General features: G+C 65.6%; 11 protein-coding genes. 7 read left to right on the top strand and 4 right to left on the bottom strand.

The features are described 5' to 3' along the window. From ACG0Z6_RS03080 to ACG0Z6_RS03065, 4 genes are read right to left on the bottom strand one after another with little or no spacing between them, the layout of a single operon-like run. The gene (locus tag ACG0Z6_RS03080; protein ID WP_394458592.1) at positions 1-1,056 is read right to left on the bottom strand and encodes a S49 family peptidase; all 1,056 of its coding nucleotides are present in this window, start codon (positions 1,054-1,056) and stop codon (positions 1-3) included. After that, positions 1,057-1,449, bottom strand: coding sequence for a Rieske (2Fe-2S) protein (locus tag ACG0Z6_RS03075; RefSeq protein ID WP_394458591.1), 393 nt, complete (start codon positions 1,447-1,449; stop codon positions 1,057-1,059). A gap of 32 nt (positions 1,450-1,481) precedes the next feature. After that, positions 1,482-2,147 carry an HAD family hydrolase gene (locus ACG0Z6_RS03070; RefSeq protein WP_394458590.1) on the bottom strand — a complete coding sequence of 222 codons (666 nt, stop codon included), beginning with the start codon at positions 2,145-2,147 and terminating at the stop codon, positions 1,482-1,484. Between the two features lie 60 nt (positions 2,148-2,207). Beyond that, entirely contained in the window at positions 2,208-3,170 is a 963-nt protein-coding gene (locus ACG0Z6_RS03065; protein WP_394458812.1) for an RluA family pseudouridine synthase, read from the bottom strand. An 826-nt stretch (positions 3,171-3,996) separates the two neighbouring features. Between ACG0Z6_RS03065 and ACG0Z6_RS03060 the strand changes: the two genes are divergently transcribed. The 7 genes from ACG0Z6_RS03060 (at position 3,997) to ACG0Z6_RS03030 (ending at position 13,376) form a co-directional block, all read left to right on the top strand. Continuing rightward, entirely contained in the window at positions 3,997-6,897 is a 2,901-nt protein-coding gene (locus ACG0Z6_RS03060) for an Rne/Rng family ribonuclease (protein ID WP_394458589.1), read from the top strand. 112 nt (positions 6,898-7,009) lie between these two features. Then, a complete protein-coding gene (locus ACG0Z6_RS03055; protein ID WP_394458588.1) occupies positions 7,010-8,548 on the top strand; it encodes a POT-type proton-dependent oligopeptide transporter in 1,539 nt (512 codons plus the stop codon). A gap of 99 nt (positions 8,549-8,647) precedes the next feature. Then, a complete protein-coding gene (locus ACG0Z6_RS03050; protein ID WP_394458587.1) occupies positions 8,648-9,025 on the top strand; it encodes a GntR family transcriptional regulator in 378 nt (125 codons plus the stop codon). Between the two features lie 26 nt (positions 9,026-9,051). After that, positions 9,052-9,951 carry an ABC transporter ATP-binding protein gene (locus ACG0Z6_RS03045; protein ID WP_394458586.1) on the top strand — a complete coding sequence of 300 codons (900 nt, stop codon included), beginning with the start codon at positions 9,052-9,054 and terminating at the stop codon, positions 9,949-9,951. Between the two features lie 27 nt (positions 9,952-9,978). Further along, the gene (locus ACG0Z6_RS03040) at positions 9,979-11,100 is read left to right on the top strand and encodes a hypothetical protein (protein WP_394458585.1); all 1,122 of its coding nucleotides are present in this window, start codon (positions 9,979-9,981) and stop codon (positions 11,098-11,100) included. A gap of 30 nt (positions 11,101-11,130) precedes the next feature. Next, positions 11,131-12,012 (top strand): ABC transporter ATP-binding protein, encoded by an 882-nt coding sequence (locus ACG0Z6_RS03035; protein WP_394458584.1) that lies wholly within the window; start codon positions 11,131-11,133, stop codon positions 12,010-12,012. Next, positions 12,009-13,376, top strand: a complete 1,368-nt coding sequence (locus ACG0Z6_RS03030) for a hypothetical protein (protein ID WP_394458583.1) — start codon at positions 12,009-12,011, stop codon at positions 13,374-13,376. The genes ACG0Z6_RS03035 and ACG0Z6_RS03030 overlap by 4 nt, the downstream gene beginning before the upstream one ends.

Below are 13,376 nucleotides of genomic sequence, written 5' to 3'. Positions count from 1 at the left end.
TCAGTGCAGGCGCGGCAGGCTGTGCAACGCTTTGACCGCACCCTCGCCCACCGCGGCGCCAAAACGCTTGGCCAAGCGCTCGGCCACGTTGTCGTGCGGCGTGTAGTCGATCACCTCTTCGGCCTTGACGATTTCACGCGCCACATAGTCGAGGTTGCCCATGCCATCGGCCAGGCCCATTTTCACGGCCTGCTCGCCATTCCAGTACATGCCCGAGAACATCTCCGGCGTTTCCTTGAGGCGCTGGCCGCGCCCTTCGCGCACCACGTGAATGAACTGCTGGTGAATCTGGTCGAGCATGGCCTGGGTGTGCTGCAACTGTGGCGGGCTCACAGGCAGATAGGGGTCGAGCATGCCTTTGTTCTCGCCCGCAATCACCAGGCGGCGCTCAATGCCCAGCTTCTCCATCAAGCCGGTAAAGCCAAAGCCATCCATGAGCACGCCGATGGAGCCCACCATCGAGGCCTTGTCCACATAGATGGCGTCAGCGGCGGCGGCAATGTAGTAGGCCCCCGAGGCGCACATTTCCTCCACGACCACATAGACTTTTTTGTCGTGCAGTTGCTTCAAGCGCCGAATCTCGTCGTAAATGATGCCCGCCTGCACCGGGCTGCCGCCGGGTGAGTTGACGCGCAACACCACGGCGCGCGCGGCCTGGTCGCTGAAAGCGGACTTGAGCGCCGACAGCACCAACTCCGCGCTGGCCTCGCTGTCCACGGCAATCTCGCCACGCACCTCCACCAAGGCGGTGTGCGGTGAAGTCGGAGGCGCCACATGGTGGCCCTGGACAAACAAGGCCCAGACCAGCACCACCAAGACCCCCAGCCAACTCAGTCGCAGCAACAGGCGCCAGCGCCGCTCGCTGCGGCGCTCACGCAAATACTCCTGCGCGAACTGCGCCAGCACCGCCTCGTACGCGGGCTTGGGTTCTGCCGGCACGACCGCGGGTGCAGGCGCACCGGCAGCCTGGAACAGGTCCTCCGGGCGCGCGGTGGCGTCAGGGATGGGCGGCGGCAAAGTGGCGCCGCGATCGGGATCTTGGGGGGTGGTGTTCATTCAGTCCTCAAAGGCGGGACGGGTGTCGCGGGAAGGATACCAATAGACCTCGTCGTCGATCTGACGAACATCGAGCCGTGTCAGCCCAATGCGACCACAACGCCCTGTCACACAACGCCCATCCAGGGGGTCATAAACCGCGCCGTGGATGCTGCAGATGATGAAGCGCCGCTCGCTGTCCAAAAACTCGCCCGGCTGCCAGTCCATCTCTACAGGCACATGGGCGCAGCGGTTCAGATAGCCCACCACCACTCCGTCAAAGCGCAGCGCAAAGGCCGAGACCGGCTCGCCGTGGTGCAGCACCTCAAAGGTATGGGCCTTGCCGCGCTCGGCCAAATCGGCGGCGGCGCACAGGCGCTGGGGGGCTATGTCATCGGCAGGACTGTCGTTCATGGGGAGCGGCGGGTTGGCGACCCAAATAGGTATCACGCGTGCTGCAGCAGCCAGGCCTGCAGCTGCGCCATGTCGTGCGCAATCGCCAGGGGCTCACAGGCCTGCAGCGCGGGCAGCTCATGCGCCCCCCAGGCCACGGCCAGGGACGCGCACCCGGCGTTGCGCGCCAGGCTCAAGTCATGGCTGGTGTCGCCCACCATGAGCGTGCGCTCGGGCTCGGCGCCGAACTCGCGCATCAGCTCGAACAACATCTGCGGGTGGGGCTTGCTGGCGGTTTCATCGGCCGTGCGGCTGCCATCAAACAGCGCGTGCAGGCCGGACTGCTGCAGCGCCTCGTCCAGGCCCCGGCGGGTTTTGCCCGTGGCCACGGCCAGCCAGTGGTGGCGCGCTTGCAGCTCGCGCAGCAACTCGGGCACGCCCTCAAACAAGGTCAGCTCACCCTGCCCATGGGCGTAGTGATGCCGAAAGCGCTGGCCCATTTCAAGGTAGCGAGCCTCGGGCAAGCCGGGCATGGCGTGCTGCATGGCATCCACCAGACCCAGTCCGATGACATGGGCCGCGCGCTCACGCGGCGGGGGCGTCAGACCCAGGTCCAGCGCCGCGGCCTGGATGGCGCGCACGATCAGGGCCGTCGAGTCGTACAGCGTGCCGTCCCAGTCGAAAACGATCAGATCAAAACGTTGCGGTCGCGAGCGCATGGCAGTGGCAGAGGTGAATCGGGTGGGCAGCGTCGCCCAAAGCCAGGCGCTGGCGGCGCATCAGGGCGCACCCGGCGGTGCGGCCTCTGCGCGCAAGGCTTGGAGGAGTTGCGTGCATTCTGCAGGCAAGGCCGCTTCGAGGCGGATTTCCTCACCGGAAGCGGGGTGGATAAAGCGCAACAAGCGCGCATGCAAGAACATGCGCTCGAACCGGCGCGCGCCCCGAGCCATGGCCCGGTTGGCCTCGAAGTCGCCGTACTTGGGGTCGCCCACAATCGGGTGGCCAGCTTGCGCCAGATGCACGCGGATTTGGTGGGTGCGACCGGTTTTGATGGTCACATCCAGCAAGCTGTGTCCCGGCAAAGCCTCGGACACCCGCACCAGGCTGATGGAGCGCTTGGCCTGCGCCTGGCCCGGATCGTCAGGCCGCGTCACGGGGCGCACCCAGCGCTCGCCATCGGCGCCGACAAACTTCAGCAGCGGCACATCCACCACTTTGCAAGAGATGGGCCAGGCACCGCTGACCAGGGCCGCATAGGTCTTGCCCGTCTCGCGCTCGCGGAACTGGTCTTGCAGGTGTGCCAAGGCGCTGCGCTTTTTGGCGATCAGCAGCAGGCCCGAGGTTTCTTTGTCGAGCCGGTGCACCAACTCCAGAAAGCGAGCCTGCGGCCGCGCCCGGCGCAGCTGCTCAATGACACCAAAGCTCACGCCCGAGCCGCCGTGCACCGCCACACCGGCGGGCTTGTCCACCACCAGCAGGTGCTCGTCTTCAAACACCACGGGGAATTCGCGCGCGGGCACCGCCTGGGCGTCGCTGCGCTGCGCCAGGCGCAGGGGCGGTATGCGCACCACATCACCAGGCACGAGCCGGTCCTCAGCGCTGCAGCGCCCTTTGTTGCGCCGCACCTCGCCGCTGCGGATGATGCGGTAGACCAGGGTTTTGGGCGCGCCCTTGAGTTCGCGCAGCAAAAAGTTGTCCAGACGCTGTCCGGCCGACCCTTCATCCACCACCAGCTGGCGCACCGCCGGTGCTGGCGCAGGCTCTTGCGGCGGCGGCGCCACAGGGCGTGGCACAGCCGCATGACGCGGCGATACAGGCGCGGGCACTTTGGCACGCCCCTGTTTGCCCAAGGCCGAGGCCTTGGCTTTAGACCCTATAATGCGGCTTGCCACGATTGCGTTCTAAGTATTTGATTTTTTTGATTTTACCGCGCATACCCTGATTTTTCGGGTTTACACGGAGTGAACGCAATTTAGGCGTGGCGGCCTCAGATGGAGATATCTGCAGCCGCCAACCAATGGTGATGCATTGCCTGGTGCAGCCAGACGGGCCGTCTCCCCAAGTGAGCCGGCGGTCTTGACTCCCAGTCAACAGAGCCACGTAAGAAGAACCATGGCTGCCGGTGATGTTTATCTTGGCCGCCATCCTCACAAAAGGTTTCATGGCGCAAGCCGCGAGAGGGGCTTTGTAGAGCCCCATTCAGAGCTTGCGCCAGCGCTCGGAATACTGTTGTCCATGATGTGCCCCATCCCCCTCACCCCCCGCCTGCCCAGGGCGCGCACCGGCTCGGACCGGTTCGCCCTGTCGGCCCGTGGGCGGGTCGCGCCTGTTGCTTGGGCGCGCTTGCGGGTCGGCCTCTGTGGTGACCCGCCCGATGCGCACGCGCCAACGCTGCTGCGTTGATCGAACTCTTTCGATCTCACCTCAGTCCAGGGCGATTCCTTCCACGGTTCCTCCACGTGTCTCACGCATCGTTGTGGTTGCCCTGCGGGTTTGCGCCCCAGGGTAACGGGCTTGCTTGCACGCCACCCAGGCGCTTTGAAAGCGCCGGACGCGTGGGGAGTTGAGATGAAACGCATGCTGATCAATGCGACGCAGCAAGAAGAGCGTCGCCTGGCCATCGTCGATGGCCAAAAACTGCTGGACTTTGAAACCGAAATCGAAGGGCGCGAACAGCGCAAAGGCAATATCTACAAGGCTGTGGTGACGCGCGTTGAGCCGTCGCTGGAAGCCTGTTTTGTGGATTACGGCGAGGACCGTCACGGGTTTTTGCCCTTCAAAGAAATCTCCCGCCAATACTTCAAAGAAGGCGCCGACGTCCGCTCAGCCAAGATCCAGGACGTGATCCGCGAGGGCCAGGAACTGCTGGTCCAGGTTGAGAAGGAAGAGCGCGGCAACAAAGGCGCGGCGCTGACCACTTTTGTGTCCCTGGCCGGGCGCTACCTGGTGCTGATGCCCAACAACCCGCGCGGCGGCGGCGTGAGCCGGCGCATCGAGGGTGAAGAGCGCGAAGAGCTCAAAGAAGCCCTCGACCAGCTCGACTACCCCAAGGGCATGAGCCTGATTGCCCGCACCGCTGGCATCGGCCGCACCGCTGCCGAGCTGCAGTGGGACTTGAACTACATGCTCAAGCTCTGGACCGCCATCGACGAGGCGGCACAGGGCGGCAAAGGCGCCTTCCTGATTTACCAGGAAAGCTCGCTGGTGATTCGCGCCATCCGCGACTACTTCACCTCGGACATCGGTGAGATCCTCATCGACACCGATGACATCTTCGAGCAGGCCCAGCAGTTCATGAACCATGTGATGCCCGAGACGGCACACAAGGTCAAACGCTACCGCGACGACGCACCGCTGTTCAGCCGCTTCCAGATCGAGCACCAGATCGAAACGGCCTTCAGCCGCACGGTCAACCTGCCCTCGGGCGGCGCCATCGTGATCGACCACACCGAGGCTCTGGTCTCGGTGGACGTGAACTCGGCCCGCGCCACACGCGGCGGCGACATCGAAGAAACCGCCACCCGCACCAACCTGGAAGCGGCCGACGAAATCGCCCGCCAGATGCGCTTGCGCGACCTGGGCGGCCTGATCGTGGTGGACTTCATCGACATGGAAGAGTCGAAGAACCGCCGCGAAGTCGAACAGCGCCTGCGCGACGCGCTGCGCCAAGACCGCGCCCGCGTGCAGTTCAGCACCATCAGCAAGTTCGGCCTGCTGGAGCTCTCGCGCCAGCGCCTGCGCCCGGCCCTGAGCGAAGGCAGCCACATCACCTGCCCGCGCTGCAACGGCACCGGCCACATCCGCGACACAGAAAGCTCGGCGCTGCAAATCCTGCGCATGGTGCAAGAAGAGTCCATGAAGGACAACACCGCCGCCGTGCACGTGCAAGTGCCGGTGGAAGTGACCTCCTTCTTGCTCAACGAGAAGCGCACCGAGATCACCAAGATCGAGCTCAAGCAGCGCGTCACCGTGCTGCTGGTGCCCAACAAGCACCTGGAGACGCCCAACTACAAGCTGGAGCGCCTGCGCCACGACGACCCGCGTCTGGAAAACCTGCAAGCCAGCTACACCATGATCGAGGAGCCGCAAGACGAGGTGGGCATCACCCGCCGCGGCGCCGAGCGCAAGAACAAGCAAGAGCCGGTGATCAAGGGCATCCTGCCCGAGCAGCCCGCACCCGTGGTGGCCCCCAAGCCCGCCGCGGCACCAGCAGCTGCCGCCGCACCCGCGGCACCGGCCAGCGCTGGTGGTGGGTTCTGGGGCATGATCAAGCGCCTCTTTGGCGCACCTGCAGCCCCCGAGGCGACCCCCAGCGCCGCGCCTGCAGCCGCAGGCCAAGCGCAGCGCAAAGAGCGCGGCGAGCGCTCGGAGCGTGGTGATCGCAACGGCCGCGGTGGTGAGCGCGGTGAGCGCGGCCGCCGTAACGAGCGTGGCGAGCGCGAAGAGCGCAAAGACGGCAAGGCCCCGCGCAATGCCGAACCGCGTCAAGACCGTGGTGAAGCCCGCACGGAAAGCGGTCGCCCCGAGCGCCGCCGCCCGGACAACCGCGCCGAGCGCCCCGAAGGCCAGGAAGCACGCCCGGACAACCAACGCCGGCGCGAGCGCGGTGAAGGCCGTCCGCGTCAAGACCAAGCCGAGCTGGCTGCACCCAACGCCGAGCTGGTGAATGACGCCGCCCTGGCTGCAGCGTCCGCCAACGACCCAGCCACACCGCAAAACGCGGCCGAGTCCGCCGAGGACCGCAACCGCAACCGCCGCCGCCGCCGCCGTGGTGGTGAGCGCGAGGCCACGGGTGAGCTCGACAACGGCAGCGACAACGCCGCTGTGCAAGCCGACGCGAGCGAACAGGCTGCAGCGCAAGACGACGCGCCCAAGGCCGATGCCGCCCACGAAGGCCAAGACAGCACCCACGAGGCTGGCACTGACGACGCCCAGCGCGACGGCCGCCGCCGCAGCCGTGACCGCTACCGCCGTGATCGCCGCGACCGCTCGGATCGCAGCGAGCGCAGCGATGGCCACGAGGGTGAGTCCAGCGACGCGCCTCAGCAACTGAGCCTGCAAGACCAGGCTGAGCCACAGCCCGCGGCCGTGGTCGCTGAAGTGCGCGAAACCCCAGCCCCGCTTGCAGCCGCTGCAGCGCCTCTGGAGGCCCCAGCCCCCGCTGCCGTGGTGCATGAGGCCCCTGCTGCTGCGCCCGTGGTGGCTGTCGCCCCGGCCGCAGCTGTGGTGCCACGCTTTGAGCTGCCCCTGGACTCGCTGCAAGCCGTTGCCGAAGGCGCTGGCCTGGTGTGGGTCAACAGCGATGCCGACAAAATCGCTGCTGCCCAAGCCGCCATTGCTGCGGCTCCGGCCCCTGCCCCGCTGGGCCGCGAGCCGGCTGCTGTGGTGGTGCTGGACGAAGGCCCGCTGGTGCTGGTGGAGACCCGCAAGGACCTGAGCCAGATCAAGCTGCCTTTCGAGCACGCTTAAGCGTTAATGCCCCATCAGAAATCGGCCGCAAGGCCGGTTTCAAACCCAAGCCGCTGTACCCCACAAAGGTCAGCGGCTTTTTCTTTTCCCGGCATTTTTGAAGTTGTGATTCATGAGCGAGACCTTTAAGACCGCAACGCCGCGCATGCCGCGCCAGATTCCATTCATCATCGGCAACGAGGGTTGCGAGCGCTTCAGCTTTTACGGCATGCGCAACATCCTCACCGTGTTCCTGATGACCAGCCTGCTGCTGTCCATTCCGGAGCCGCTGCGCAAGGGCGAAGCCAAGGAGGTGTTCCACACCTTTGTGATTGGCGTGTACTTCTTCCCGCTGCTGGGCGGCTGGCTGTCTGACCGCTTCTTTGGCAAGTACAACACCATTCTGTGGCTGAGCCTGGTGTACTGCGCGGGCCACGCCTGCCTGGCGATTTTCGAAAACAAGCTGGAAGGCTTTTACTTCGGCCTGTTCCTGATTGCGCTGGGCTCGGGCGGCATCAAACCGCTGGTGAGTTCTTTTGTCGGCGACCAGTTCGACAAGAGCAACCGCTCGCTGGCGCAAAAAGTGTTTGACGCCTTCTACTGGATCATCAACTTCGGCAGCTTCTTTGCCTCGCTCTTGATGCCTGTGCTGCTCAAGACCTACGGCGCGAGCGTGGCCTTTGGCATCCCCGGCGTGTTCATGTTCATTGCCACCATGATCTTCTGGGCCGGTCGGCGGCGCTATGTGATCGTGCCGCCCACCGCGGGCAAAGACCCCAACAGCTTTTTGAAAGTGGTGCGCACAGCCCTGTCTCACGCCGGCGCAGGCCAGGTGGTGGCCGGCTTGGGTGTGGCCCTGGCTTTGGTGGCCGCAGCCAATTGGAAGGGCTTGGGCATCGTCCCCGCTGCCTGTCTGGCCCTGGTGTTGGTGATGGGCTTTGGCGGCCTGGGGGCTTGGATGCAGCTGGACCGCGCCCGTGCCCGCCATGGTGAGGAGGCCGTGCGCGCCGTGCGGGCGGTGTTGCAGCTGCTGGTGCTGTTTGCGCTGGTGACGCCGTTTTGGTCGCTGTTTGACCAGAAGGCCTCGACCTGGATTTTGCAGGCCGACCAGATGAGCAAGCCCGAGTGGTTCCAGTCCTCCATGATGCAAGCCCTCAACCCGCTGCTGGTGATGCTGCTGATTCCCTTCAACAACCTGCTGCTCTACCCAATGCTGGCGCGTGCGGGCGTGAAGGTCACGGCGCTGCGGCGCATGGGCTGGGGCATTGCGTTTTCGTCGTTCGCCTTTGCTGTGGTGGGCTGTTTTCAGCTGTGGATTGACGACGGCCACCAAGTCACCATCCTGTGGCAAGTCCTGCCCTACGCGCTGCTGACCTTTGGTGAGGTGCTGGTCTCGGCCACGGGGCTGGAGTTCGCCTACAGCCAGGCGCCGCTGCAGATGAAGGGCGTGATCACCAGCTTCTGGAATCTGTCTGTGACGGTGGGCAATCTGTGGGTGCTGCTGTCCAACAACAGCGTCAAGAGCCCCGCGGCCAGCGCCTATATCGAGGGCCTGGGCTTCAGCGTCACGGCCTTCCAAATGTTCTTCTTCGCGGGCTTTGCGCTGCTGGCGGCAGCCTGCTTTGGGCTGTACGCGCGGCGCTACACGCTGCAAGACAACTACCGCAACTGAGGTCTGCTGCAGCCTCTCGGCGGCGAGTCCCCCTCTCCTGAGGGGGATTTTTTCGTTCGATTCAAGTGTATTATTGAACCAATACACAGATACACAACCGTGGCACTGAACTTTCACATCCAAGCCCAAGACGCCTTGCCCATCTACCGGCAAATCGTCGAACAGGTGCGTCGCTGGGTGGCCTCAGGCCAGGCGCTCGACGGCGATGAGCTGCCCAGCGTGCGCGCCCTGGCGCAACAGCACGCCATCAACCCCATGACCGTCTCCAAGGCCTACAGCCTGCTCGAAGCCGAAGGTTTGGTGGAGCGCCGCCGCGGCATGGGCATGTACATCAAGGTACGCCAGCAAGCGCCACAAGCCATCGAGTTGCTGCGCCCCACGCTGGAAGCCGCAGCCCTGCAGGCCCAGCAGCTGGGGCTCAGTGCCGATGAAGCGCTCACGCTCTTCGCGCAATGCCTCACGCCGCCCCAGTCTTGAGTCCCCGCCCTTCTCGCTCGACCGTCATGACGACACTGACCCCCACCCCCGCCATTCATTGCCAAGCCCTCACGCTGGAGGCCACGCAGCCCGCCGCTTGGTGGCGACGCGTCCCGCGCCAGCGCGTGCTCGACCAATGCGCGCTGAACCTGCCCGTGGGCAGCGTCACCGGCCTGATCGGGCGCAATGGTGCGGGCAAGAGCAGCTTGATCCGCTGCCTGCTGGGGCTCACCCCGGTCAGCGAGGGCCAGGCGCGGCTGCTGGGCGAGGACAGCGCGCAGCTCAGCGACGCCGTGCGCGCTCGGCTGGGCTATGTGCCCCAATCGCCCGAGCTGTTTGGCTGGATGACAGGTCAGGAACATGCCGAGGTGGCCGCCAGTCTCTACCCCGGTCACGACCGCGCCTGGTTTGAGCAACTGGCCGAGCGCTTTGCCCTGCCGCTGCAGCAAAAAGCCGATGAGTTGGCGCAGGGCGATCAGCAAAAGCTGGCCCTGGCTCTGGCGCTGGCCCACCACCCCACGCTGCTGCTCTTGGACGAACCCGTGGCCAGCCTGGACCCGCTGGCACGGCGCGCGTTTTTACGCACCTTGTTCGAGCTGCCTGAACGTGACGGTGAGGGCGACGCGCCGCCGCGCACCGTACTCATCTCCAGCCACCTGTTGGGTGATTTGGAGCGCGTGGTCAGCCATGTGTGCTTCATGCAAGCGGGCCAGGTGCAGCTCATGGACGAATGGGATGCGCTGCTGGAGCACCTGCGCCTGCATGAAGTCAGCGCCCCCATCCGGCACGCGGCCGTGCGCCACAGCCGCGCCACGGCAACCGGATGGCAGTTGCTGGTGGATGAACGGCGCACGCCCCCACCCGCCCTGGCGCAAGGCGGCCGCGGGCTGTGCATGGACGAACTGTTTGACGTGCTCAACGGCTGACGCACGCGCCCAAGGAAAGACCCTGCGATGAACACCATACACAAGCTTTTGTGCCCTTGGCGAACGCCCCACAGCCCCCTGATGGCGCTGGACGACTGGGCGGTCTTGGCCACCCTCAGCAGCCTGGTGGCGCTGGCCTTGGTGGGGCTGAGTGGTTTTGGCATGCCCGCGGCGGCCGTGCAAACGGCCTTGCTGTGGATCGTCGGCGCGGGTGTGGCACGCCAGGCTTGGGCCCTGGCCCGGCTGGCCCTTTTGCAGCGCCACAGCCGCTTGCGCCTGGCGCCACGCGCGGCTCATCAGTCCCTGCGAAAAACCGTCATGGCCACGCTGCTGTGGGTCAGCGTGGTGCTGGCGCTGCCAGCACTGGCACTGGCTTGGCTGCACCCACAGCTGGTGCAGGGCTCCGGCCGTCGTTGGCTGCTGGTGATCTGTGGCTCAGCGGTGCTGGGCGCACTGGGCGCACTGGCCCACAGCGCTTGGCAGCGCCGCCGCTTGCAGCCCGTGCTCTCTCATGCCCTGGACCCCACGCATGCATCTGGCGTGATCTGGACGGCCTTGATGCTGGCGCTATTCACGCTCCCTTCCGAACTCCACTTCTGGCGCATGAGCGGCATCTTGGTGGGTGCCTTGTACCTGTCCCGCAATCTGCGCTGCGGCCCGATGTGCAGCTGGACCGTGCTGGCCCCTGCCCAGCCCAATCTGGCCACCCAGCTGCTGCGCCACACTGCGCCCCACCTTGCCTTGGCCTGGTTGCTGGCCCTGGTGGCGAACCTCCTGCTGAGTTGGCTGGTGGGAATGCCCTTGGCGGACGAACGTTTCAACCCCTGGGGCCTGTGGATCACGCTCGTCCCCCCTGGGCTGATGTTGTGCCTGGCTTTGGTCCTACGCGCCCTGTGGCCGCAGGTGCGTGCAGCAGCGCCGTGGAGCTGGGCCTTGGGTCTAGGGGTGGTGGTGGCCATGTCCGTTGCCATGCGCGACTCCATCGTCACCCCCGCCAGCAACACCGGCGTGGCGCTTTACTTGGGCGTCGAACTCCTGGCCTGCGCCCTGCTGTGGCTATGGGCCCGCCAGCTGTGGCAGGGCCACGACCGCGGCGCCTTGCTGCGTGACCGTCAGCAGCAGCTGGAACAGCTGCGCGCGCTCAGCTGATACCCCGCTCTTCAGGTTTTACATACCGCCATGCAACACGCCCTGACCGTTCAACAACTCAGCCTCAGCCGCACGCCTCAAGCCCAGCACTGGCACGACGCGACACTGACTTGGAAAAAAGTCTCCGTGCTGAAGGACATCAGCTTCGAACTGCCCCAAGGCGCCGTGATGGGCCTGGTGGGACGCAACGGCGCGGGCAAAAGCAGCCTCATGCGCTGCCTGGTGGGGCTCACACCGCCGGATTCGGGTCACAGCCAACTGCTGGGCTGCGACAGCTTGCAGCTCAGCGACAGCGTGCGCGAACGCCTGGGCTATGTGGCGCAAACGCCCGACCTGCTCGACGGGCTCAGCGGTCATGACCACCTGAGCTTGATGCAGCAAGCCTACCCGGGCTTCGACCTGAACTACGCCTTGCGGCTGGGCGTGCGGCTGGACTTGCCGCTGGACCGACAGGCCCAGCACCTGTCGCTGGGCGACCAGCAAAAGCTCTCCGTGCTGCTGGCCTTGGCGCACCAGCCCGAACTGTTGATCCTGGATGAGCCTGTGGCCAGCCTGGACCCGCTGTCGCGGCGCAACTTCATGCGCGAGCTCTTCAATCACCCCGCGCAAGACCTGCCGCGCAGCGTGCTGATTTCCAGCCACCTGCTGGCCGACTTGGAACGCGTGGTCACCCACGTGTGTTTTCTGCGTGAGGGGCGCGTGCAGCTGGTGGATGAATGGGATGCACTGCTGGAACACCTGCGCCTGGTGGTCACGCCAGAAGCCTGGGCCACTGAAGGCGTGGTGTGCCAGCGCCGCTGCGGCACCCTGCAACACACGGTGGTAGACCTGCGTCAATGCCCGCACACAGCCCTGCCCACATCGGGCCAGCCCCTCACCATGGACGACCTGTTTGAGGAGCTCAACGCATGAGTGCCGCTCGCACCCTTGCACAGCGCAGCCCTGCAGTTTTGAAAGCGTGGGACCCCACCGGCATGGGGCGCTTTTTGCTGGGCGCCGTCACCGTGTGGTGGCTGTTGATCGCTTTCCTGGCACCACAAGGGACGGCCCTGGCGGACCTGCTGCCCATGGCATTGCCCACGCAGAGTGTGCTGCTGGTGGCGCTGAGCATGGCCTTGCAGGCACGGCTGAGTGGTGTGCACCGCGTGGCACAGGCCCGCGTCATGCCGGGTCACACCCTGGCACAAGCGCAGCGCCAAACGCTGCGGGGCTATGCCTGGGCCTGGGGCGTGTGCGCGCTTCCGCTGGTGCTGATCGACCTGCGCACCGTCCTGCAGGCCGCCAACGCAGGCCTCACGGACTGGGCAGCCCTGCCCCTAGGCCCGGCTTGGCTGGCGTGGTTGGCGCTGGCCGGCACGGCCCTACAGGCCTGCGTACAGGGGCAGCGCGTGCCGCGCGGCAGCCTGAGTGTGCTTTTGTGCGGCTTGGGTTTGGCGTCCACTCGTCTGGCAGGGCTCTGGCCCGGCCTGTCGGCGTTGGAGCTGCCCGGGCTGCTGGCGCAAGGCCTCTCAGCCCTGTACCTGCTGCTGCGCGGCCCGACTGTGCTGCGACAACTGCTGGCGCAATCACCGGTCGACATGCAGGGGCCTCTGCAGCACATGCATGCGCTGTGGCAGCGCTGGGGCCGCCAGTTCCAGTGGCTGGATGATCTGGAAGGAAAAATAGGGAATCGCTTTGTATTCCTATCCCTGCTGGCGGCACAGCAGTCCATGGTGTTGAACCATGGCAGCTGGGGCGACTCAGGGCTGCGCCTGCCGCTTCTGGTGTTCATCGCTCTGCCCCTCTTGCAATGCCGCCACCTGCACTGGCGCTACCAGCTGATGCCGCAGGCCGTCACACGCCATAGGCTGGGCTTTTCCATCTTGAAAGACAGCTTGCGCGGTATCGGGCTGATGCTGCTGCCTTTGCTCTTGTTCGCGGCGGTGCTGGGCTTGGTGTTTCAGCTGGCCACAGAAGATGCTGCCGACGCCGCCACGCTGTGGCGTATGGCCAAGATCGCCGGGAGCTTGGCGCTCGACAGTGTGCTGGCCATCGAGTTGGCAGTGGTGTTGCGCGGCTATGCCGGGTCCTGGCCTCGCGCGTTCTGGCTGTTGGTCAGGTTCGGCGTGGTGATTCTGCTCAGCGTGCTCGCAAGCAGGTATTTCGATGCATGCGGGCTGCTGTCACTGCCCCGCGCCTTCACCCCATGGACCCTCGGGGTGCAGGGCCTGCTGATGCTGGCCCTGCTGCCCTTGGTGAAGCACAGCTGGTTGGGGGCGGATTGGGGCAGTGCTTAG

Origin of the sequence: Roseateles rivi (genome assembly GCF_043555845.1) — a bacterium.
In the GTDB taxonomy this organism is placed as follows: Bacteria; Pseudomonadota; Gammaproteobacteria; order Burkholderiales; family Burkholderiaceae_C; genus Roseateles; species Roseateles rivi.
The sequence above is the reverse complement of the archived record's forward strand: the minus strand, read 5'-3'. Positions and strand labels throughout refer to the sequence as shown.